Origin of the sequence: Acidovorax sp. Leaf73 (assembly GCF_916855635.1) — a bacterium.
Taxonomy (GTDB): Bacteria; Pseudomonadota; Gammaproteobacteria; order Burkholderiales; family Burkholderiaceae_C; genus Acidovorax; species Acidovorax facilis.
The window spans coordinates 1,013,128-1,034,371 of sequence record NZ_CAKASI010000001.1; the positions used below are offsets into that span (position 1 = coordinate 1,013,128).

14 protein-coding genes are annotated in these 21,244 nt (G+C 63.0%); 5 read left to right on the forward strand and 9 right to left on the reverse strand.

Translation table 11 applies throughout. From position 1 onward, the window contains the following. Window positions 1-12: 12 nt before the first annotated feature. Window positions 13-2,943, reverse strand: coding sequence for an EAL domain-containing protein (locus LPA35_RS04760; protein ID WP_228895398.1), 2,931 nt, complete (start codon window positions 2,941-2,943; stop codon window positions 13-15). A 412-nt stretch (window positions 2,944-3,355) separates the two neighbouring features. On the opposite strand from LPA35_RS04760, the gene LPA35_RS04765 reads away from it, so the two are divergent. Genes LPA35_RS04765 through LPA35_RS04775 form a run of 3 tightly spaced genes read left to right on the forward strand, consistent with a single transcriptional unit; the run spans window position 3,356 to window position 8,168 of the window. Next, window positions 3,356-3,883, forward strand: a complete 528-nt coding sequence (locus tag LPA35_RS04765) for a molybdopterin-dependent oxidoreductase (RefSeq protein WP_228895400.1) — start codon at window positions 3,356-3,358, stop codon at window positions 3,881-3,883. Between the two features lie 36 nt (window positions 3,884-3,919). Further along, window positions 3,920-6,979 (forward strand): response regulator, encoded by a 3,060-nt coding sequence (locus tag LPA35_RS04770; protein ID WP_228895403.1) that lies wholly within the window; start codon window positions 3,920-3,922, stop codon window positions 6,977-6,979. Then, entirely contained in the window at window positions 6,972-8,168 is a 1,197-nt protein-coding gene (locus LPA35_RS04775) for a two-component system response regulator (RefSeq protein ID WP_228895405.1), read from the forward strand. Before LPA35_RS04770 ends, LPA35_RS04775 begins: the two co-directional genes overlap by 8 nt. Before the next feature lie 11 nt (window positions 8,169-8,179). Here the strand turns inward: LPA35_RS04775 and bioB are convergent, their stop codons facing one another. From bioB to scpA, 8 genes are all read right to left on the reverse strand, one after another. Then, window positions 8,180-9,280 carry a biotin synthase BioB gene (gene bioB, locus LPA35_RS04780; RefSeq protein ID WP_228895407.1) on the reverse strand — a complete coding sequence of 367 codons (1,101 nt, stop codon included), beginning with the start codon at window positions 9,278-9,280 and terminating at the stop codon, window positions 8,180-8,182. Window positions 9,281-9,673: 393 nt separating this feature from the next. Beyond that, the gene (locus tag LPA35_RS04785) at window positions 9,674-10,150 is read right to left on the reverse strand and encodes a VOC family protein (protein WP_228895409.1); all 477 of its coding nucleotides are present in this window, start codon (window positions 10,148-10,150) and stop codon (window positions 9,674-9,676) included. 85 nt (window positions 10,151-10,235) lie between these two features. Beyond that, the gene (locus tag LPA35_RS04790) at window positions 10,236-11,021 is read right to left on the reverse strand and encodes a YdcF family protein (protein ID WP_228895411.1); all 786 of its coding nucleotides are present in this window, start codon (window positions 11,019-11,021) and stop codon (window positions 10,236-10,238) included. Between the two features lie 37 nt (window positions 11,022-11,058). Further along, window positions 11,059-13,107 carry an acetyl/propionyl/methylcrotonyl-CoA carboxylase subunit alpha gene (locus tag LPA35_RS04795; protein WP_228895413.1) on the reverse strand — a complete coding sequence of 683 codons (2,049 nt, stop codon included), beginning with the start codon at window positions 13,105-13,107 and terminating at the stop codon, window positions 11,059-11,061. A 23-nt stretch (window positions 13,108-13,130) separates the two neighbouring features. Further along, the gene (locus LPA35_RS04800) at window positions 13,131-13,586 is read right to left on the reverse strand and encodes a PH domain-containing protein (RefSeq protein ID WP_228895415.1); all 456 of its coding nucleotides are present in this window, start codon (window positions 13,584-13,586) and stop codon (window positions 13,131-13,133) included. Window positions 13,587-13,607: 21 nt separating this feature from the next. After that, window positions 13,608-15,140: an acyl-CoA carboxylase subunit beta gene (locus tag LPA35_RS04805; RefSeq protein WP_056062687.1), complete on the reverse strand. Its 1,533-nt coding sequence runs from the start codon at window positions 15,138-15,140 to the stop codon at window positions 13,608-13,610. A gap of 35 nt (window positions 15,141-15,175) precedes the next feature. After that, window positions 15,176-16,204 (reverse strand): methylmalonyl Co-A mutase-associated GTPase MeaB, encoded by a 1,029-nt coding sequence (gene meaB / locus LPA35_RS04810; protein WP_228895417.1) that lies wholly within the window; start codon window positions 16,202-16,204, stop codon window positions 15,176-15,178. After that, on the reverse strand, window positions 16,201-18,369 hold the full coding sequence (scpA, locus tag LPA35_RS04815; RefSeq protein ID WP_228895419.1) for a methylmalonyl-CoA mutase: 2,169 nt from the start codon (window positions 18,367-18,369) through the stop codon (window positions 16,201-16,203). Before scpA ends, meaB begins: the two co-directional genes overlap by 4 nt. Window positions 18,370-18,512: 143 nt before the next feature. Here scpA and LPA35_RS04820 point away from each other — a divergent pair, with 143 nt between their 5' ends. Both LPA35_RS04820 and LPA35_RS04825 read left to right on the forward strand, forming a co-directional pair. Continuing rightward, on the forward strand, window positions 18,513-19,148 hold the full coding sequence (locus tag LPA35_RS04820) for a GntR family transcriptional regulator (protein WP_228895420.1): 636 nt from the start codon (window positions 18,513-18,515) through the stop codon (window positions 19,146-19,148). A 235-nt stretch (window positions 19,149-19,383) separates the two neighbouring features. Then, the gene (locus LPA35_RS04825; RefSeq protein ID WP_228895421.1) at window positions 19,384-21,243 is read left to right on the forward strand and encodes a long-chain fatty acid--CoA ligase; all 1,860 of its coding nucleotides are present in this window, start codon (window positions 19,384-19,386) and stop codon (window positions 21,241-21,243) included. The last annotated feature ends 1 nt before the right edge of the window (window position 21,244 follow it).

The window sequence follows — 21,244 nt, forward strand, 5'->3', positions numbered from 1 at the left end:
CGCGCATAGAGTTCAAGCCGCACTGCCTGGCACCAAGACCAGCAATCGACCTCGTGAGTGATTTTCTCCTCCGATGGAGCGGCATACAACGCGAAACGTCTCTCTGGCGAGTTGCACATCGTGGTAGCTCTGATCGGCGGCTCGCCATACATGGCGCAGATCTGCCGGTAGCACGTCGTCCGCATCCTGTCCCAACAACGCGGTGGTCCTTCCAAACAGTGCTTCTGCATCTGCATTCACAAATGCCACCATACCCTCCAGGTCCACCCCAATGATCGCCGCAGGAATATGATCCAAGACCTCCCGTGCGACGCTCAGGCTACTCTCTTCGCGGTGAATTTGCTCACGTTGATTCGTTAGCAACTGTTGCAAACGGTCGTTAACGGCAGTGAGTTCTTCGTTGGCTCGCAGAACTGCGCTCGCCAGCCGCCGATTCTCATCGGCCATTCCCTTTTGGGAGAACGCTTCCGCCACATGCCCGCGAAGCCGCTCGTCATCCCATGGTTTTGTGAGGAACTTGTAGATAGCCCCTTCATTGATCGCATCGGTGATGGACTGAAGCTCCGTGTAGCCAGACAGCACCATTCGTACGGTGTCTGGATACAGTTCCTTGGCCCGGCGCAGGAACTCCACCCCCGTCATACCGGGCATCCGCTGGTCCGAGACAATCACATCCACCGAGTTTTCGGCCAGCCTTTGCAAACCTTGCGCCCCGCTGTTGGCCGTCACGATGTGATAGCCATCCCGACGCAGCAATCTGCGCAACGCAGAAACAATGCTGTCCTCGTCATCAACGAGCAACAAGGTACGTTGTTGGGCGCGGCGCAATAACAAGTGCTCAGGCAAGGCCTTGCTTTCACGCAACAGGGAACCCATGGCGTCGGCCGTTAGCAGTCCGCTGAAATAGTGCCCTTGCATCTGGTCACAGCCGTTGGCGATGAGCAACGCCAGTTGCCCCTCGGTCTCAACACCTTCTGCCAACACTCTCATCTGCAGGCTGTGCGCCATGTTGATGATCGCGCGCGTGATGGACACGTCTTGAGAAGCTGCCGTGACGTCGTGGACAAACGAGCGGTCTACCTTCACAACGTCAATGGGCAGTGTGCGCAGGTAGCTCAGGCTGGAATAGCCGGTGCCAAAATCATCCAGCGAAATCTCGATGCCCAGCGTCTTGAGGTCACCCAAAATCCGCGCGATGCGAGTGCTTTCCCCCATGAGCGCACCCTCGGTGATCTCCAGCCCCAGCAGCCTTGGATCAAGGCCGGTTTCGATGAGGATCTTTTCTATCTTCTGAGCCAGATCGGGTTGTTGAAGCTGGCGAGCCGACAGGTTGACGGCAACCCGGCACATGGAATGACCAGCGCGCTGCCATTCCAGCGCCTGGAGGCAGGCGGTGCGCAGAACCCATTCACCGATCGGCACGATCAGGCCGGTTTCTTCAGCGGCCCGGATATAGCTGGACCGGGAAATTAATGCGCCATCGGGGGATTTCCATTCAAGGAATGCCTCGGCACCAATGATGGACCCGCTGACCAATTCGAGTTTGGGCTGAAAATGCAGTTCAAACTCGTTGCGTTCCAAAGCTCGACGCAATCCCGACTCCATGACAAGCCTGGAGATCGCCTTGGAATGCATGCCCGAACTGAAAACGCAGATTTGGTTCTTGCCCAGCTCATGGGCGCGATACATCGCCGCTTGCGCTTGCTGGAGCAGTTTTTCAGGATCATCCCCGTGCACGGGGTAGAGGGATATTCCGATATCGCAGGTCACCTTGATCTCGTTGTCGCCAATGGCAACTGGAAGGGACAGCGCATCTACCAATGAGGCGGCGGTGCCCCGTGCCATGGCTTCATCCACAGACTCTTCCCGTGCCAGCACCAAGGAAAACTCGCCGCTTCCAAAGTGCGCCAGCAGATCGTCCTGGGAAACCTGGGGCTGGAGCCGTCTGCCGACCTCCATGAGCAACTGGTCCCCAGCCGCGTGACCCAGTGATTCACTGACAAGCTTGAGTCTGTCAATCTCAACGCTCAGGACCGCAATGTGCCGCCCTCCCCGCGCGGCCTCGCGCATTTTGGTATCAAGGTATTCCGTCAGCGCGTTGCGGTTCGGCAGCCCGGTGATTTCGTCGGTATTCGCGAGCTTGTCCAGTTTCTGTTCAGCCGCCCGCTGCAGCGTGATGTCCTGCAGGAGTGTGACCGTCCTGATCACCTTTCCGCCTTCATCGGCCTCGGCAAGGACCCGGTGCAGCACCGTGCGCAAGCTGCCGTCGGTGTGAACAATACGGTGCTGGAACTCACAGACGTCGTCGGGGGAAACGCCCTCGCTGATGGCCTGAACATAGGGGCGCTCTACCGAAGGTACGCGCGCCAGCAGCCAGTCTGTACCGGGGGGCGTCTCGGTGAGCGGGATTCCCAAGATGGCATGCATGCCCGACGACAGGGTGACCGTCCCGGACACCAAGTCCACCTCCGCAGAACCAATGCGCGCAAGCTCTTCAGCATTGCGAAACAGCTGAACACGCTGCTGCGCGTACCGCGTGGCCGCCTGGATTGCACTGACGTCATGCAACGTGACCAAGTCCGCTGCTTGCGCCGACAGAAAAATGCGCACGCCCCAGACCTGGGCGCTGAACCGCTCGCCGTTCTTGCGCAGGCATTCGACCTCATAGGCTTTGCCTGGGACCCCCGCTACCCGGGCGTTCGTCTGCTCCCGCACCATGTCCCGGTGCTCGGGCACGCACAGCAGCATGGGATCCATGCCTCTGAGCATCTCTTCCTTGGAGTATCCGAAAAGCTCCAGGAGCTTGGGATTCACAAAAAGGAACCGCCCCTTCTGAATCACAAAGACGGCCGCCTGCACCTGATCTACCAACAGCCGGTAGTCGGGTTCAGAAAGTGCCATTTCCTGTTCAAACGGCCGGTCTTCAGTATCGAAACTACCCATGGTGAGATGCCTTGCCAACACGGAAATGATGCGACCACGTTATGCGATGCAGGGCTGTGCGGCGCATTGAGGACCTCTGTGGCCTCACTACCGACGGCGCTGCATTGCGCAGATTGGGGGCCAACGCTTGCAGAGCTTTCGTGAGCCCATGCACCTCCCTCCCGAATAATTGGCGCAGGCGACAAACCTGCTTTGGAATATCGGACCTGCTACCCACTGTACTTATCCCCTTTGAGCTTGTCACGGCCTTGCAGCGAGTGCACAGGCAGGGTATGTCCTGCTATGCCGTGTGAGCGCAGCCCTGGTATGGGTACTCATCTGCGTCGCTGGTGCATCACAAGACCCATGCTGCTAGAAAACGATTTACATTTTGGGCAACTGTCTGCAAGACTGTTGCAAAAGGGGGAGCGTTATGCATACGAGTCTTTCAGGGGCACGCGTTGCCTTGTGGCTGGGCATCGCAGTGTTTGTAGTCGCTGCGGCGACGCTGCCCCAGGCCCACGCTTTGGACAAACCCACCGGCACGGTCGTTCTGACCATCGACGGCGCGATCAGCCAGACCAACAACGGCTCGCAAGCCCAGTTCGACATGGCCATGCTGGAGAAGCTGCCCCAGCACAGCTTCTCCACCCAAACCCCCTGGTACCCCAGCGCCGTCACTTTCACTGGCCCCCTGCTGCGCGATGTGCTGGCGGCCGTGGGCGCAAAGGGCAAGAACATCACAGCGGTGGCGCTCAACGACTACAAGACGGAAATCCCCATCGACGATGCCACGCGCCACGACGTGATCGTTGCCCGGCTCATGAACAACCGCCCCATGCGTGTGCGCGAAAAGGGGCCGCTTTTCATTGTCTATCCGTTTGACACCAAGGCAGAGCTGCGCAGCGAGCTGTACTACAACCGCGCCGCCTGGCAGCTCCATATCCTGCGAATTCGCTAGTCCACCCCCTCCTCCCAACTTCCCAGGAACCACACCATGATCCGGGGCAAGCACTTTCTGCGGCTGATCATCGCGGGCCTGGTGGTGGCGTATGTGGCCATTGCCGGGGTGCAGTACCACCAGTACCGCAGCGTCGAGGCGGTCATGCGCCGGGGCGACGTCAATGCCCTGTGGTCATTCCTGCAGCTCAATGTGGAGTACGAAAAACTCGACCACGCCCTGCACCAGTTCGAGCTGGACCCGCCCAGCCTGCCCATGGACCGGCTGGAGCTGCGTTATGACCTGTTCCTGAGCCGCTTCAGCGCGCTGGAGAGCGGCACCGCCCGCACGCTGATGCAGGAGGAACCGATCTACGCCACAGCCCTGGAAGCACTGCAGAAGTTTGTCGCCGCAGGGGACAACCATTTCGGGCAGAGTGTGGACGCGGCATCGAGCCAGACAAATATGCGTCTGTTGCGGGCCGAGCTGAACAAGCTGCGCGACATCGTTCAAGAGCTGTCGCTGCAGGCATCGCGCATCTCCGCCTTGCTGGGCGACCGGCGCAACGAAGAGGTCAAGCACCAGACCCTGCTGACCACCGGGCTGACCGCGTTCCAGGCCATCCTGACCTTTTTGCTGGCCATTGCCATGGCGCGCCAGTTCCTCCAGCGTGAAAAGGCCACTTCTCAGGCCCTGGAGGCCCAGGCCGAACTGGTGGAAGCCCTCAAGCGCAACGAGGAAGCCCTGGAGGCCCGGGTAGCCCAGCGCACCACGGAGCTGCAGCGAGCCAACGCCGCGCTGCAGGAACATGAGGATGAACTGGAGGTGGCCCGCGCCAAGGCAGAGGACGCATCGCGCATGAAATCAGACTTCCTGGCCAACATGAGCCACGAGATCCGCACGCCCATGAACGCCGTGATTGGCATGAGCCACCTGGCGCTGGCCACCGAGCTGACCGCGCGCCAGCGCGACTACGTCGAAAAGATACAGCGGTCGGGACAGCACCTGCTGGGCCTGATCAATGACATCCTGGATTTCAGCAAGATCGAGGCGGGCAAGCTCGAAGTCGAGGTGGTGGATTTCGACCTGCATGCCGTGCTCGACAACGTGGCCAACCTGCTGGGCGAGAAATGCGCCAGCAAAGGCCTGGAGCTGATGTTCGACGTGGACTCCCACCTGCCCTCCGACTTGCGTGGAGACCCCCTGCGGCTGGGGCAGATCCTGGTGAACTACGCCAACAATGCCGTCAAGTTCACGGACGATGGCGAGATCATCGTGCGGGTACGCGAAGCAGCGCGGGATGCCCAGGGCGTGCTGCTGCGCTTTGAAGTGCAGGACTCGGGCATCGGCCTGACCGAAGAACAGCAGGCACGCCTGTTTCGCTCATTTGAGCAGGCCGACACCTCGACCACGCGCAAGTACGGCGGCACCGGCCTGGGCCTGGCGATTTCCAAGAAACTGGCCAGCCTGATGGGCGGCGAGGTGGGCGTGCACAGCGCGCCGGGCAAGGGCAGCACCTTTTGGTTCACGGCGCGACTGGGTTTGGGCGCGGCCGTGCAGCGGCCACTGCTGCCGGAACCCGACCTGCGTGGCCGCCGCGTGCTGGTGGTGGACGACAGCGAACAGGCCCGGCAGATCCTGGCCGAGCTGCTGTCCAGCATGAGTTTTTCGGTCACGCTGGCCAGTTCGGGGGCGCAGGCCGTGGACCTGGCACGCGCCGCGGACCTGGCAGGCAGGCCCTGCGAAATCGCCTTTCTGGACTGGAAGATGCCTGGTATGGACGGTTTTGAAACCGCCCGCCAGCTGGCCCAACTGCCCCACCCTCCGCGCCCGGTCATCGTCACCGCGCATGGGCGTGACGACGTTCTGGCCGAACTCACACGCACCGGCATCGGGCTGATGCTGACCAAGCCCGTCAACCCATCTCAGCTTTTTGATGCCGCCATGCGAGCATTGGGAGGCGCGCAGCGGGTGGACGACGGGCGGCGTCTGCCAGCCTCAGCGGCACGGGGCGCCAACCTGACATCGATCCAAGGGGCGCGCGTGCTGCTGGTGGACGACAACGACCTGAACCAGCAGGTGGGCAGCGAACTGCTGGCCAGTGCCGGGCTGGTGGTGGATGTGGCCGACAACGGCCAGGCCGCACTCGACATGTTGGCCCGAGGCACCTATGACATCGTGCTCATGGACATGCAGATGCCGGTGATGGATGGCCTCACCGCCACGCGCCAATTGCGCCAGAACCCCGCCTGGGCGCGCCTGCCGGTGCTGGCGATGACCGCGAACGCGATGAGCGGCGACCGCGAGCAGTGCCTGGAAGCGGGCATGAACGGCCACATAGCCAAGCCCATTGACCCCGACGCGCTGTTCGCCGCCCTGCTGCAATGGATTGCACTGCCACACACTGGGGGCGCCAGCGGTAAGACTGTTGCCCTGCAACCTGCGGTGCCTGGCGCTCCTTCCTTGGCGCCGGCGGACACCCCCGACCCGCTGACACACATCGAAGGCCTGGACACCGCCGCCGGGCTGCGGCGTGTACTCGGCAAACGTACGGCCTATGAGAGCCTGCTGCGCAAATTCGTGGCCGGACAAGGCAGCGCAGTGAAAGAAGCGCGCGCGCACCTCGCGGCCGCCCAGCCAGAGGCGGCGCAGCGCGCCATGCACACGCTCAAAGGTACCGCTGCCACCATAGGCGCGGTGGGTCTGGCCGAACTGGCAGGCGCGGCGGAGCAAGCCATTGCACACAACGCGACCGCCGACGTCCTCGAAGCCCTGCTCCCGCCCGTAGACACCGCCTGCCAGACCCTGGTGGCTGCGCTGCAGAGCGCCCTGCCCCCTGAGGCAGACACGCCCGGCACGGCGAGCGCTGCCAGAACCCCGTTGGATGGCGCGCAGGCCCGCGCATTGGTGGAACGCCTTGGCGCCCTGCTGGAAGACAGTGATTCCGACGCCATCGAGTTGTTCAAGGACTCCGGCCCCAGTCTTCAGGCCCTGCTGGGCCCCGCCTACGCCGACATGAAGCGGCTGCTCGACAACTACCTCTTTGCCGATGCGCTCGACGTGCTGCGCAAGGCGGGGAACGATATACAACACAAGGAGGACCCAGTTCATGAATAGCCCATTGGAATTGAGCGGCAAATGCACGGTGCTGGTGGTGGATGACACCCCGGGCAATCTGTCGATGATGAGCGACCTCCTGCGCCCCGACTACAAGGTCAAGCTGGCACCCACCGGCGAACGCGCGCTGCAGATCGTGGCGGCCGAAAAGCCCGACCTGATCCTGCTCGACATCATGATGCCGGACATGGATGGCTACGAGGTGCTGCGGCGCCTGCAATTCAACCCCGAGACCGAAGACATTCCGGTGATTTTCCTCACCGCCATGAGCGCCACCGACGACGAAACGGTGGGGCTGGAGCTGGGCGCAGTGGACTACATCACCAAGCCCGTCAACCCCGCCATCACCATGGCGCGCGTGCGCAACCACCTGCAGCTCAAGCGAGCGCGGGATTTGCTCGCCCACCACAACCACTTTCTGGAGCAGGAGGTGGCCAACCGCACGCGCGCCCTGGCGGAGCTACAGGACGCCACCATCCGCGCCATGGCATCGCTGGCCGAAACGCGGGACAACGAGACCGGCAACCACATCCGCCGCACGCAGCACTATGTGGAAGCGCTGGCCCGCAAGCTGCAGGACCATCCGCGCTTTCGCGACGAACTCACGGAAGACGCCATCCAGGTGATCTTCAAGTCCGCCCCCCTGCACGACATTGGCAAGGTTGGCATCCCCGACCGCATCCTGCTCAAGCCGGGCAAGCTGACGCCTGAAGAGTTCGAGATCATGAAGACCCACACCACGCTGGGCCGGGACGCCATCGTGGCGGCAGAAACCGAAACCACGCAAAACAACCCGTTCTTTCGCTACGCCAAGGAGATCGCCTACAGCCACCAGGAAAAGTGGGACGGCTCAGGCTACCCCGAAGGGCTGGTGGGCAACACCATCCCCCTGTCGGCACGGCTCATGGCGGTGGCCGATGTGTATGACGCGCTGATCTCCGAGCGCGTGTACAAGGCCGCCTTCTCCCACGAGACGGCGGTAGAAATCATCCGCGACGGCCGAGGTAGCCACTTCGACCCCGACATGGTGGACGCCTTCCTCTCGCTCTCCGAAGAGTTCCGGCGCATTGCGCAGCAGTTTGCCGACAGCGAACATGCGCTGCAGGCGCAGCGCGACCGCATTGCCCAGGACCTCTCAACCGAGGGTGTGGTCATCGGCGAAGGCAGCGTCAGCAGCAGCGGCGGCTAACCGCCACGCTCTCAGCAGCAGGCGCCTGCGGCGCTTTCCTCTGCCCCACTTTCAGAGGAAGTGGTGGTGCGGTGTCCGTTGAGGCCCAGCTTGGCCAGCAGTTGCACGTCGGCCTCGACATCGGGGTTGCCGGTCACCAGCAGCTTGTCGCCATAAAAGATGGAGTTGGCGCCCGCCATGAAACACAGCGCCTGCACGGCTTCGCCCATCTGCTGGCGCCCTGCGGACAGGCGCACCCGGGCCTTGGGCATGGTGATGCGGGCCACGGCGATCACGCGCACAAAATCGAACGGGTCGATGGGCTCGCTGTCAGCCAGGGGCGTGCCGGGCACGCGCACCAGGCTGTTGATGGGCACCGACTCGGGGTACGGCTGCAGGTTGGCCAGCTGGGCGATCAGGCCAGCGCGGTGCACGGGCGCCTCGCCCATGCCAACAATCCCGCCGCAGCACACGCTGATGCCCGCGCTGCGCACATGCGCCAGTGTGTCCAGCCGGTCCTGGTAGGCGCGGGTGCTCACCACATCGGTGTAGTACTCAGGGGCGGTGTCCAGGTTGTGGTTGTAGTAGTCCAGCCCCGCATCCTTGAGGGCCTGCGCCTGGTGCGATTCGAGCATGCCCAGGGTGGCGCAGGTCTGCAGGCCCAGGCCCTTCACGGCACCGATCAGGGCGCTGACTTTTTCGATGTCGCGGTCCTTGGGCGCGCGCCAGGCGGCGCCCATGCAAAAGCGCGTGGCCCCCGCATCCTTGGCAGCCTGGGCAGCGCGCACCACTTCGTCCACCTCCATCAGCTTGTCGGCTTTCACGCCCGTATCGAACTCGGCCGCCTGCGGGCAGTAGCCACAGTTTTCGGGGCAGCCGCCGGTTTTGACGGACAGCAGCGTGGCCAGCTCGATGTCGCCCGCAGGCCAGTGCTGGCGGTGCACGGTCTGCGCTTCAAACAGCAGGTCCATCAAGGGCTTGTCGAGCAACGCCTGGATGGCTTCCACGCTCCACGGGCCTTGTGAGGTGGCAGTGGCTGGGCGCCGATGCACCTGGACGTTTTGTACGGTGGGTGCTGGCGGCACAGGCTGGGCGGCGGGCATGGCAAGGGTCGTGGAGGACATGGCGATCAATTCCCTTCAAGGCATTCGCCCCACCGTGGCACGGAGCCACCCGAGGCTTAAGAAGTTGTTAGCGACACCGCGCGCACGGCACGCCACGGATGATTTGGCATGGCGCGCTGCGAGGTGGGCGGATTCTGGACGAGAAAACGGCACAAAAGCACGCCACAGGGTCACAAAAGATGCCAAGAAAAACGAGGCATCAACAACCGTCAAGTTCTGAATCTTTTAGGAGCAGAAGGCTGCAGGTTGATTGAACTTGCCGGGCCTTTGCGGCAGTCAGTTTCTTGGCGCCTTCAACAGCCCCGTTGTGGTGGTTATCTGCTCCCATCTGGCACTCTGTGCAGCCGAGCAGCGCCGGGAGATGGCCGACGTTGGTGCGCTTTGGAGAACGATTTTTCGCAACTATGAACCCAGTGCAGCAATCACGTCGGCCGGGGCCTGCACCAGTTCGATCAAAACGCCCTCGCCCGCAATCGGAAACTCGTCATTGCTCTTGGGGTGCAAAAACGTGATGTCGTAGCCCGCCGCGCCCTTGCGGATACCGCCGGGCGCAAAACGCACGCCCTGGGCCGTGAGCCATTCCACGGCCTTGGGCAAATCGTCGATCCACAGCCCAATGTGGTTGAGCGGCGTGGTGTGCACGGCGGGTTTTTTTTCGATGTCCAGCGGCTGCATGATGTCCACCTCGACCTTGTAGGCACCCTGCCCCATGGCCAGGATGTCTTCGTCCACGTTTTCGCGCTCGCTCTGGAAGGTGCCGGTTTGGGTGAGGCCCAGCATGTCCACCCACAGGGTTTTCATGCGCTGCTTGTCGGTGCCGCCAATGGCGACCTGCTGGATGCCCAGGACTTTGAACGGGCGACGAAGGGATGTGGTCATTGAGTTTGCTCCTTAATTGATAGCTTCTTGCTCTTATGGATAAAGCGCTAGAGGCCAATATGATCTAAAAATACCTTGCTCCCGGCTACCCCTCGTTCAGCACCCAGCTGCTGAGCGTGGCGAAATATTCGCGCAGCCAGGCGTTGTAGCGCGTGGCCAGGGGCGTGGGTGCCGCTACCGGCACCACGTAGGTAAAACCATGGCGCTGGGCAATGCGCAGAGCACGAGGCAGGTGGAAGTCGCTGGTCACCAGTGCGAGCGGGACCGTGGCGGCAACACCGCGCGCCTCCAGCAAGGGGCGACTTAACGCCAGATTCAGCTCGGTGCTGGTGCTGTCCTTCTCCAGCACCAGGCGTTCCGGCGCGATACCGTGGCGTTCTTGCAGATAGCGCGCCATCACCTCCGCCTCGGTGTCCGTAGTGCCCCAGACCTGCCCACCACACACAGCGATCAGCGCCTCAGGCTGCAAGCGGGCCAGCGCGGCCGCTGTGTCCAGCCGCGCCGCCAGTGCCGGGCGGGGCTGTCCGTTCTGGATACCCGCTCCCAGCACCACAATGGCCTCCACAGGCGGTGCCTCTGCCGGAGAAACGCCGGCGCCCCGCAAGAAGAACACCCAGAAAACCACCACGCTGAGAATCCACGCCGCCAGACCCCACCAGCCCACGCGCCACCACTGCTGACGCCGCCGGTCATAGTGCCGCCAGCGCGTGAGGGGTGCCCACCACACCGCGATGGCCAGAAACAACGCCCCCAGCGCAACGGGCAACATGGTGCCCAGGTTGAAGTGCCCCAGAACCATCAGCACCGCGCCGTCCAGAAACAGCACCCCGCCGACCAGCGCCAGCAGCGTGCGCACAGCCACCGCCGTCATCGCAGGCTGCAGGATGGAGCGCGAGGCGAAGGCGCCATCAGACGAATTCCAGAATGATCTGGTCCACCGCCAGCGATTCGCCCTTGCCCGCCGTGATCTTGCCGACCACGCCATCCTGCGCGGCAAAGAGGATGTTCTCCATCTTCATGGCCTCGATCACCGCCAGCTTTTCACCGGCCTGCACCTTCTGGCCGGGCTGCACCGCCACATCGACCAGCAGACCGGGCATGGGCGAGAGCAGAAACTTAGACAGATCCGGCGGTGCCTTGAACGGCATCAGCTTGTGCAGCTTGGCGCCCAGGGGCGACAGCACCAGCGCATCGATCTGCGTGCCGTTGTGCGCAATGCGCAGTGCCAGCGGGTTCTTGCCCACCCCGCGCTCCACCTGGGCGGTAAAGCCCTGGCCGTTGCAAGCGCCCTGCACGCGAATCTGGCCCAGCGTGGCGTTGCTACTGATTTGATAGCTTGCACCACCCACCAGTACTGCGCTAGAGCCCGATTTGTCTTCAAAGTCGGACACCGTCACCTCGTGGTGCTGGTTCTGCCCTTCTGCGCCCAGCGTCACCACCACAAACTGCTCGCCCACCTTTACCTCGTGGCCCGCCAGCTGGCCGCTGATGCCCGAGGCGCGCGCACGGTAACGGCGGTGCATGAAGGCTGCCAGCGCCACCAGGAACAGCGGGTCGGCGTGCGGCACGTCTTCGGCGTGGAAGCCCTTGCCGTAGTTCTCGGCGATAAAGCCGGTGTTGAAGTCGCCCGTCACGAACTTGGGGTGCGCCAGCAGCGCGGCCTGGAACGGGATGTTGCTGCTGATGCCGCGAATCACAAAGCCGTTCAGCGCCGCACGCATCTTGGCAATCGCATCGTTGCGGTCCGTGCCGTGCACGATGAGCTTGGCGATCATCGAGTCGTAGTACATGGGGATCTCGCCGCCCTCATACACGCCCGTGTCCACCCGCACGCCCAATTTTTTGGTCGTATCGGACTGGAACATGGATTCCTCTGGCGGCTGAAAGCGCACCAGGCGGCCGGTGGAAGGCAGGAAGTTGCGGAACGGGTCTTCGGCGTTGATGCGGCACTCGATGGCCCAGCCGTCACGCTTCACATCGGCCTGTGTCAATGGCAGCTTCTCGCCCGCCGCCACGCGGATCATCAGCTCTACCAGGTCCAGGCCGGTGATGCATTCCGTCACCGGGTGCTCCACCTGCAGGCGGGTGTTCATTTCGAGGAAGTAGAAGTCCTGGTCCTTGCCGACCACGAACTCCACCGTGCCCGCGCTCTGGTACTTGACGGCCTTGGCCAGCTGCACGGCCTGCTCGCCCATGGCCTTGCGGGTGGCGTCGCTGATGAAGGGGCTGGGCGCCTCTTCAATCACCTTCTGGTGGCGGCGCTGGATAGAGCACTCGCGCTCGTTCAGGTAGATCACGTTGCCATGGCTGTCGCCCAGCACCTGAATCTCGATGTGGCGCGGCTCCTGCACAAACTTCTCGATGAAGATGCGGTCGTCGCCAAAGCTGTTGCGCGCCTCGTTCTGGCAACTGGCAAAGCCTTCAAACGCCTCTTTGTCGTTGAACGCCACGCGCAAGCCCTTGCCACCGCCCCCGGCCGACGCCTTGATCATCACGGGGTAGCCAATGCCCTTCGCGATCTCCACCGCCTGCTCAGGGCCAGCGATGGCGTCGTTGTAGCCCGGGATGGTGTTGATCTTGGCCTCGTTGGCCAGCTTCTTGGACGCGATCTTGTCGCCCATAGCCGCAATGGAATGCGCCTTGGGGCCGATGAAGGCAATACCTTCGTCTTCGCAGCGCTTGGCAAAAGCCTCGTTTTCGGAGAGGAAGCCATAGCCCGGGTGCACGGCCTGCGCGCCAGTCTGCTTGCAGGCAGCGATGATTTTGTCGGCCAGCAGGTACGACTCGCGCGAGGGCGCGGCACCAATGTGCACGGCCTCGTCGGCCAGCTTGACGTGCCGGGCTTCCTTGTCGGCGTCGGAGTAGACGGCGACGGTGGCAATGCCCATTTTCTTGGCCGTTGCAATCACTCGGCAGGCGATTTCGCCACGGTTGGCGATCAGGATTTTGGTGAACATAACAAGTTCCTCAAAAGGAAATTTCAAAAACCAGTAACTAAGACGGAAGGACAGCGCTGGCGCAAAGCGTCAATGAAGCGCGGCTTCTCACGCGGCGACACCAAAATGCTTCGGTCTGCCCCATAGCGAATGCTCAAGCGGTCGAGCGACAGCGCAGGCGACGAAATCCAACTGCGCGATGGCGAGACCTCGCGTACATCGCCCAGCACAATGCGCCAGCGAAACGGACCACTGCGAATCAGCAGATCGTCCGCCGTGAGTGTGTAGTTGGTGTCCAGTACCAACCACAGCGGCAGCAGCAGCGTAAGGGCCACGATGACCGCCAACAGCGCAAGCATCGGTGGCGTGCCACCAGAGTTCAGCACGAACGGCCCCGCAAGCCCTGCTACTGCGGTTGCTGCCGTCAATGCCGCGAGCGGGCCGATGGCAACAAGCCATGAGTCCACTCTGGATGGGAAGAACGCGCGGATCTGTGCCATTGCCTGCTGCCGATGCCCTGCTTACAGCGGAATGTTCCCGTGCTTGCGCCAGGGGTTTTCCAGCTTCTTGTCGCGCAGCATGACCAAGCTGCGGCAGATGCGCTTGCGCGTCTCATGCGGCAGGATCACGTCGTCGATAAAGCCGCGAGCACCGGCCACAAACGGGTTCGCAAAGCGCTGCTTGTATTCCGCCTCGCGGGCGGCCAGCTTCACCGGGTCGTTCTTGTCTTCGCGGAAGATGATTTCCACCGCGCCCTTGGCGCCCATCACCGCAATTTCAGCGTTGGGCCAGGCCAGGTTCACGTCGCCGCGCAAGTGTTTGCTGCTCATCACGTCGTACGCGCCGCCGTAGGCCTTGCGGGTGATGACGGTGATCTTGGGTACGGTGCACTCGGCATACGCGTACAGCAGTTTGGCGCCGTGTTTGATGATGCCGCCGTACTCCTGGCTGGTGCCGGGCATGAAGCCGGGCACGTCCACAAACGTGACGACCGGGATGTTGAACGCATCGCAAAAGCGCACAAAACGCGCGGCCTTGATGGAACTCTTGATGTCCAGGCAACCCGCCAGCACCAGCGGCTGGTTGGCCACAATGCCCACGGTCTGGCCTTCCATGCGGGCAAAGCCGATGAGGATGTTCTTGGCGTACTCGGGCTGCAACTCGAAGAAGTCCCCGTCGTCCACGGTCTTGAGGATCAGCTCCTTCATGTCGTAGGGCTTGTTGGGGTTCTCGGGCACCAGGGTGTCCAGGCTCAGGTCCATGCGGTCGGCCGGGTCGTTGCTGGGACGCACCGGGGCTTTTTCGCGGTTGTTGAGCGGCAGGTAGTTGTACAGGCGGCGCAGCATCATCAGCGCCTCCACGTCGTTCTCGAACGCCATGTCGGCCACACCGCTCTTGGTGGTGTGCGTCACGGCGCCGCCCAGTTCTTCGGCCGTGACTTCTTCGTGCGTCACGGTCTTCACCACTTCGGGACCGGTCACGAACATGTAGCTCGAATCCTTGACCATGAAGATGAAGTCCGTCATGGCGGGCGAATACACGGCGCCACCGGCGCTGGGGCCCATGATCATGCTGATCTGCGGGATCACGCCGCTGGCCAGCACGTTTTTCTGGAACACGTCGGCATAGCCGCCGAGGGACGCCACACCTTCCTGGATGCGCGCGCCGCCCGAGTCATTGAGGCCGATGACCGGTGCGCCGACCTTCATGGCCTGGTCCATCACCTTGCAGATCTTCTCGGCGTGGGTTTCGCTGAGTGCGCCGCCGAACACCGTGAAGTCCTGGCTGAACACGAACACCAAGCGGCCGTTGATCATGCCGTAGCCCGTCACCACACCGTCGCCGGGGATCTTGTTGTCCTCCATGCCAAAGTCGGTGCAGCGGTGCTCGACAAACATGTCCCATTCCTCGAACGTGCCGTCATCCAGCAGCAGCTCGATGCGCTCGCGCGCCGTGAGCTTGCCCTTGGCGTGCTGCGCATCGATGCGCTTTTGCCCGCCGCCCAGGCGTGCCAGCGCACGCTTTTTCTCCAGTTGATCCAGGATGTCTTGCATGGTCGTCCTTTGGTGAATGGGTTGGTGTTTACTATTTATTTGATAGCTGCCAGCGCATGATTGGATTGCGCTAGGAGCAAATTACGTGCTGCAGTCGATGCCGCAATGCGCCCTGCGGCCACATCGGCCTGCATTTGCGGCAGCAGCTCGCGCACCTGCGGGTGCTGGCGAAACGCGAGCTTGAGGCCTGCGTCGATGCGCTCCCACATCCAAGACAGCGCCTGCTTCTCGCGCCGCATGGCCAGGCGTCCGTTGGCGGTTTGCAGCTGGCGGAACTGCGTGACGGCGCCCCAGAAGCTGTCTACGCCCTGCCCCAGCAGCGCGCTGATTTGCACTACTTTCGGGTGCCACAGCGTTTCGTCGTGGTGAGCGTTCTCGGGGTTGCCGTGCTGGCTGAGCAGGCGCAGGCTCGACGTGATCTGCGCCTCGGCCCGTGTGGCGGCGTTCTTGTCGATGTCGGCCTTGTTGATGACCACCAGATCGGCAATCTCCATCACGCCCTTCTTGATGGCCTGCAGGTCATCGCCCGCGTTGGGCAGCTGCATCAGCACAAACATGTCCGTCATGCCCGCCACCGCGATCTCGCTCTGGCCCACGCCCACGGTCTCGACGATCACCACGTCGTAGCCTGCGGCCTCGCAGACCAGCATGGCTTCGCGGGTCTTCTCGGCCACGCCGCCCAGTGTGCCGCTGGAGGGGCTGGGGCGGATGTAGGCCTTTTCGTGCACGGAGAGATGTTCCATGCGCGTCTTGTCGCCCAGGATGGAGCCGCCCGAGACGGTGCTGGACGGGTCGATGGTGAGCACGGCCACGCGGTGGCCCTGGGCGATCAGGTACAGGCCCAAGGCTTCGATGAAGGTGGATTTGCCCACGCCGGGCACGCCGCTGATACCCAGGCGGAAAGCCTTTCCCGTGTGCGGGAGCAGCTGGGTCAGCAGCTCGTCGGCCTGGGCGCGGTGGTCCACCCGCGTCGATTCGAGCAGCGTGATGGCTTTGGACATGGCCCTGCGTTGCACCGCCGCCGTGCCCTGCACCACCCCGTCAAGAAGCGCCGCAGGTGTCACGCCACCGCCTTGCGAATCTGCTCCAGCACATCCTTGGCACTGGCCGGAATCGGTGTTCCAGGGCCGTAGATGCCCTTCACGCCCGCTTCGTACAGGTGCTCATAGTCCTGCGCCGGAATCACCCCGCCCACAAACACGATGATGTCGTCGGCGCCCTGGTCCTTGAGCGACTGGATGATGGCGGGCACCAGCGTCTTGTGGCCCGCAGCCAGCGTGCTCACGCCCACGGCGTGCACGTCGTTTTCAATCGCCTGGCGCGCACATTCCTCAGGGGTCTGGAACAGCGGGCCCATGTCCACGTCAAAGCCCAGGTCGGCAAACGCGGTGGCCACCACCTTGGCGCCCCGGTCGTGCCCATCCTGGCCCAGCTTGGCAATCATCACCCGCGGGCGGCGGCCTTGTTCTTCGGCAAAGGCGTTGATTTCGGTCTTGAGTTTGTCCCAGCCTTCGGCCGAGTCATAGGCAGCTGCGTACACACCGGTCACCTTTTGTGTATCGGCGCGGTGGCGCCCAAAAACCTTCTCCAGCGCATCGCTGATCTCGCCCACAGTGGCACGCAGGCGCACGGCTTTGATCGACAGGTCCAGCAAGTTGCCCTCGCCGCTTTCTGCTGCAGAAGTGAGAGCATCCAGCGCTTGCTGGACAAGCGCTGGGTCCCGTTTTGACCGAATATTCTTCAGGCGCTCGATCTGGCCGTCGCGCACCTTCATGTTGTCGATCTGCAGGATATCGACGGGGTCTTCCTTCGCCAGCTTGTACTTGTTGACGCCCACGATCACGTCCTTGCCGCTGTCGATGCGCGCCTGCTTCTCGGCCGCAGCAGCTTCGATCTTGAGCTTGGCCCAGCCGCTGTCCACGGCCTGGGTCATGCCACCCATGGCCTCGACCTCTTCGATGATCTTCCAGGCCGCGTCGGCCATGTCCTGGGTCAGCTTTTCCATCATGTAGCTGCCAGCCCAGGGGTCGATCACGTTGGTGATGTGGGTCTCTTCCTGGATGATGAGCTGCGTGTTGCGCGCAATGCGGGCGCTGAACTCGGTGGGCAGCGCAATGGCTTCGTCAAAGCTGTTGGTGTGCAGGCTTTGGGTGCCGCCAAACACGGCCGCCATGGCCTCGATGGTGGTGCGCACCACGTTGTTGTAGGGGTCCTGCTCGGTGAGGCTCCAGCCCGAGGTCTGGCAGTGCGTGCGCAGCATGAGGCTCTTGGGGTTCTTGGCGCCCGTGGCCTTCATGATGCGGCACCACAGCAGGCGCGCGGCGCGCATCTTGGCGACTTCGAGATAGAAGTTCATGCCAATCGCCCAGAAGAACGACAGGCGCCCGGCGAACTCGTCCACGTCCATGCCCTTGGCGATGGCAGTCTTCACATACTCCTTGCCGTCGGCCAGCGTAAAGGCCAATTCGAGCGCCTGGTTGGCCCCGGCTTCCTGCATGTGATAACCCGAGATCGAGATCGAGTTGAACTTGGGCATGTTCTTGGCCGTGTAGCCAATGATGTCGCCAATGATCCGCATCGAGGGCTTGGGCGGGTAGATGTAGGTGTTGCGCACCATGAACTCTTTCAGAATGTCGTTCTGAATGGTTCCTGAGAGTTGGTCTTGCGAGACGCCCTGCTCTTCGGCCGCCACCACGTAGCCTGCCAGCACGGGCAGCACGGCACCGTTCATGGTCATCGATACGCTGACCTTGTCGAGCGGGATCTGGTCGAACAGGATCTTCATGTCCTCGACCGAATCGATCGCCACGCCCGCCTTGCCTACGTCGCCCGTCACACGGGGGTGGTCGCTGTCGTAGCCCCGGTGGGTGGCCAGGTCGAAGGCCACACTCACGCCCTGCCCGCCCGCAGCCAGGGCCTTCCGGTAGAAGGCGTTGGATTCTTCGGCGGTCGAAAAACCTGCGTATTGGCGGATCGTCCAGGGCCGCACGGCATACATGGTGGCCTGGGGGCCGCGCAGGTAGGGTTCAAAACCCGGCAGCGTGTTGGCGTACGGCAGGCTGGCCGTGTCTTCGGCGGTGTACAGCGGCTTGACGGTGATGCCATCGGGCGTGACCCAGTTGAGGGCGCTGACATCGCCCCCCGGCGCCGACTTGGCTGCGGCCTTGGCCCAGGCTTCCAGCGAAGACGCGGCGAACTCTGGGGCGTTGTTGGTGGGGTTGTCACTCATGGCAAAAGCTACTCCGAAGATGGCGTTGGGGCGTCCCACACAGCGCACAGGCGGTGACCGCACAGGTGCAGTGGTGTGGCGGCGAGTTTACATCATTCATAATTATTGATTCAAAATATTCCGCCCAGCTTACAATCCACCCCATGTCTGCCCTCACCCTCACTCCCCGCGCGCTCTACGAAGAAGTGGCCGAGCAATTGCGCCAGCGCATCTTCCGGCGCGAACTGGAGCCGGGCAGCTGGATTGACGAACTCAAGATTGCCGAAGAATTCGGCATCAGCCGCACGCCCCTGCGCGAGGCGCTGAAGGTGCTGGCCGCTGAAGGCCTGGTCACGATGAAGGTGCGCCGTGGCGCCTATGTGACGGAGATGAGCGAAAAAGACCTGCGCGACGTGTACCACCTGCTCAGCCTGCTGGAGAGCGATGCCGCAGGCGTGGTGGCCACCACCGCCACACAGGCTCAGCTGCAAGCATTGCAGGATCTGCATGCCGAGCTGGAGGCCGCCGCCAATGAGCGTGAGCGCTTCTTTGCAGTCAACGAGCGCTTTCACATGCTGCTGCTGGAGCTGGCCGACAACCGATGGCGCAGCCAGATGGTGGCCGACCTGCGCAAGGTGATGAAGCTCAACCGCCACAACTCGCTGCTCAAGCAGGGGCGGATTGAGGATTCACTGAAAGAGCACCGCGCCATCCTCGGCGCGATGATGGCGCGCGATGCCAAGGCGACGGTGAAGGCGATGCAGGCGCATTTTGCGCAGGGGCTGGAAGCGGCGACCTGAGAGACGACCTGCGGCAATACGGCCTGCGAGCGATTCACCAGCGAGTGCATCTGGTCTGTTCGGGCTTTCGCCGCGCTATTGCAGCGCATCATCATTTCGTAAATCGGAATGCACCATTTGCAACACAACAGCGTGTTGCAGCGCCAGATCCCGCTGGTTCGCTCGCTATCATTCCCCGGGTTTACACCAAGGCCACGGCGCATCCCGCGCCTGACGACTTCCCCGCAGAGCCTGCATGACCCCCTCCCCCGCCGATATCGCCAGCGTCTGCACGCTGCCCCAGCTTCTCGCCTACCGCGCTGCGCGCACCCCCAACTCCGAGGCGTACCGAGCCTTCGACACCACCTCCCAAGCCTGGACGAGCTTGACCTGGGCTGAGACAGCCCAACGCGTGGGCACATGGGCCCAGGCCCTGGCGGCCATGCAACTGCCCGCAGCGGCGCGCATCGCCATCCTGCTGCCCAACGGCCTGAACGCGATGTGCGCGGACCAGGCAACCTTGGCCACCGGCTGCGTTCCCGTGCCGCTGCATGCCATCGACAACGCCGGCAGCATTGCCTACATCCTGGCCGACTGCGAGGCGTCGATGCTCTTTGTGAGCCACGTGGAGCAGTGGGAAAAAATTCAGGCCGTCGGCACGCCATTTCCGGCCCTGCGTGCAGTGGTCATCACAGATGGCGGCGCCTCGCTCACCGCAATACCAGCGTCTGGGGACGGCCCTGCGGTCGGTTCGCTGGTGCAATGGCTGGCCGGTGCGGCACATGCGGGCAGCGCAACCGTTCCCAAAGCCCCGGAGGCAGACGACCTGGCGGCCATCGTCTACACCTCTGGCACCACGGGCAAGCCTAAGGGCGTGATGCTGACGCACCACAACGTGGTCAGCGACGTGAAGGCGGTGCTGGAGCGCATTGCCCCCACGGTTGACGACGTGTTCCTGTCGTTCCTGCCGCTGTCGCACACGTTTGAACGCACGGGCGGGTACTACCTGCCGATTGCGGCGGGCAGTTGTGTGGCCTATGCGCGCTCGGTGCCTCAACTGGCCGAAGACCTGAAAACGGTACGCCCCACGGTGCTGGTGTCGGTGCCGCGCATTTACGAACGCATCCACGCCAAGCTGCTCGAAAAGTTGTCACCCACGCCCTGGAAGATGCAGCTGTATGAAGCCGCGCAGAACAAGGGCTGGGCGCGGTTTTGCGCCGCCCAAGGCTTGCCCGCGCCGACTCCCGACGCCAGCAGCCAGGCCGCAGGCTGGATGGCTGCCCTGCCCTGGTCGGTGCTGCAGGCCCTGGTGGCAAAGCCGCTACTGGCCCAATTTGGCGGCCGTGTGCGCGTGGCGGTAAGTGGCGGGGCACCGCTGTCGCCCACCATTGCGAAGTGTTTTCTGGGCCTGGGGCTGCCGCTGATCCAGGGCTACGGAATGACCGAGACTGCACCGGTGGTGTCGGTCAACGCACTAGACGACAACGACCCCGCCTGCGTAGGCAAGGCATTACCCGGTGTGGAAGTGCGCATTGGCGACAACCGCGAACTGCAGGTGCGCGGCCCCATCGTGATGAAGGGCTACTGGAAGCGCCCGGAAGACACGGCCAAGATCCTGGGCGCAGACGGCTGGCTGGGCACGGGCGACCAGGCCGAGATCGTGAACGGCCGCATTTACATCAAGGGCCGCATCAAGGAAATCATCGTCACCTCCACCGGGGAAAAGATCCCACCGGGCGACCTGGAGCTGGCCTTGCTGGCCGACCCTTTGTTGGAGCAGGCCTTTGTAGTGGGCGAAAACCGCCCCTTCATCGCCTGCGTGGCCGTGCTCAAGCGTGACGAATGGCAGCGGCTGGCGGGCGATCTGGGTCTTTCGGCCCAAGACGCCGACAGCCTGAACAACCCCAGTGTGCACCGCGCCGTGCTGGCCCGCATCGAAAAGAACACCGCCAGCTTTGCCCGATACGCCGTGCCGCGTGCGGTGCACCTGACGCTGGAGCCGTGGACCATTGAAAACACCTTCATGACGCCCACGCTCAAGCTCAAGCGCAACAACCTGATGGCGCACTTTGCCGAGGCGATTGAGGGGATGTACCAGAAGCCTGGCGGACGCTAAC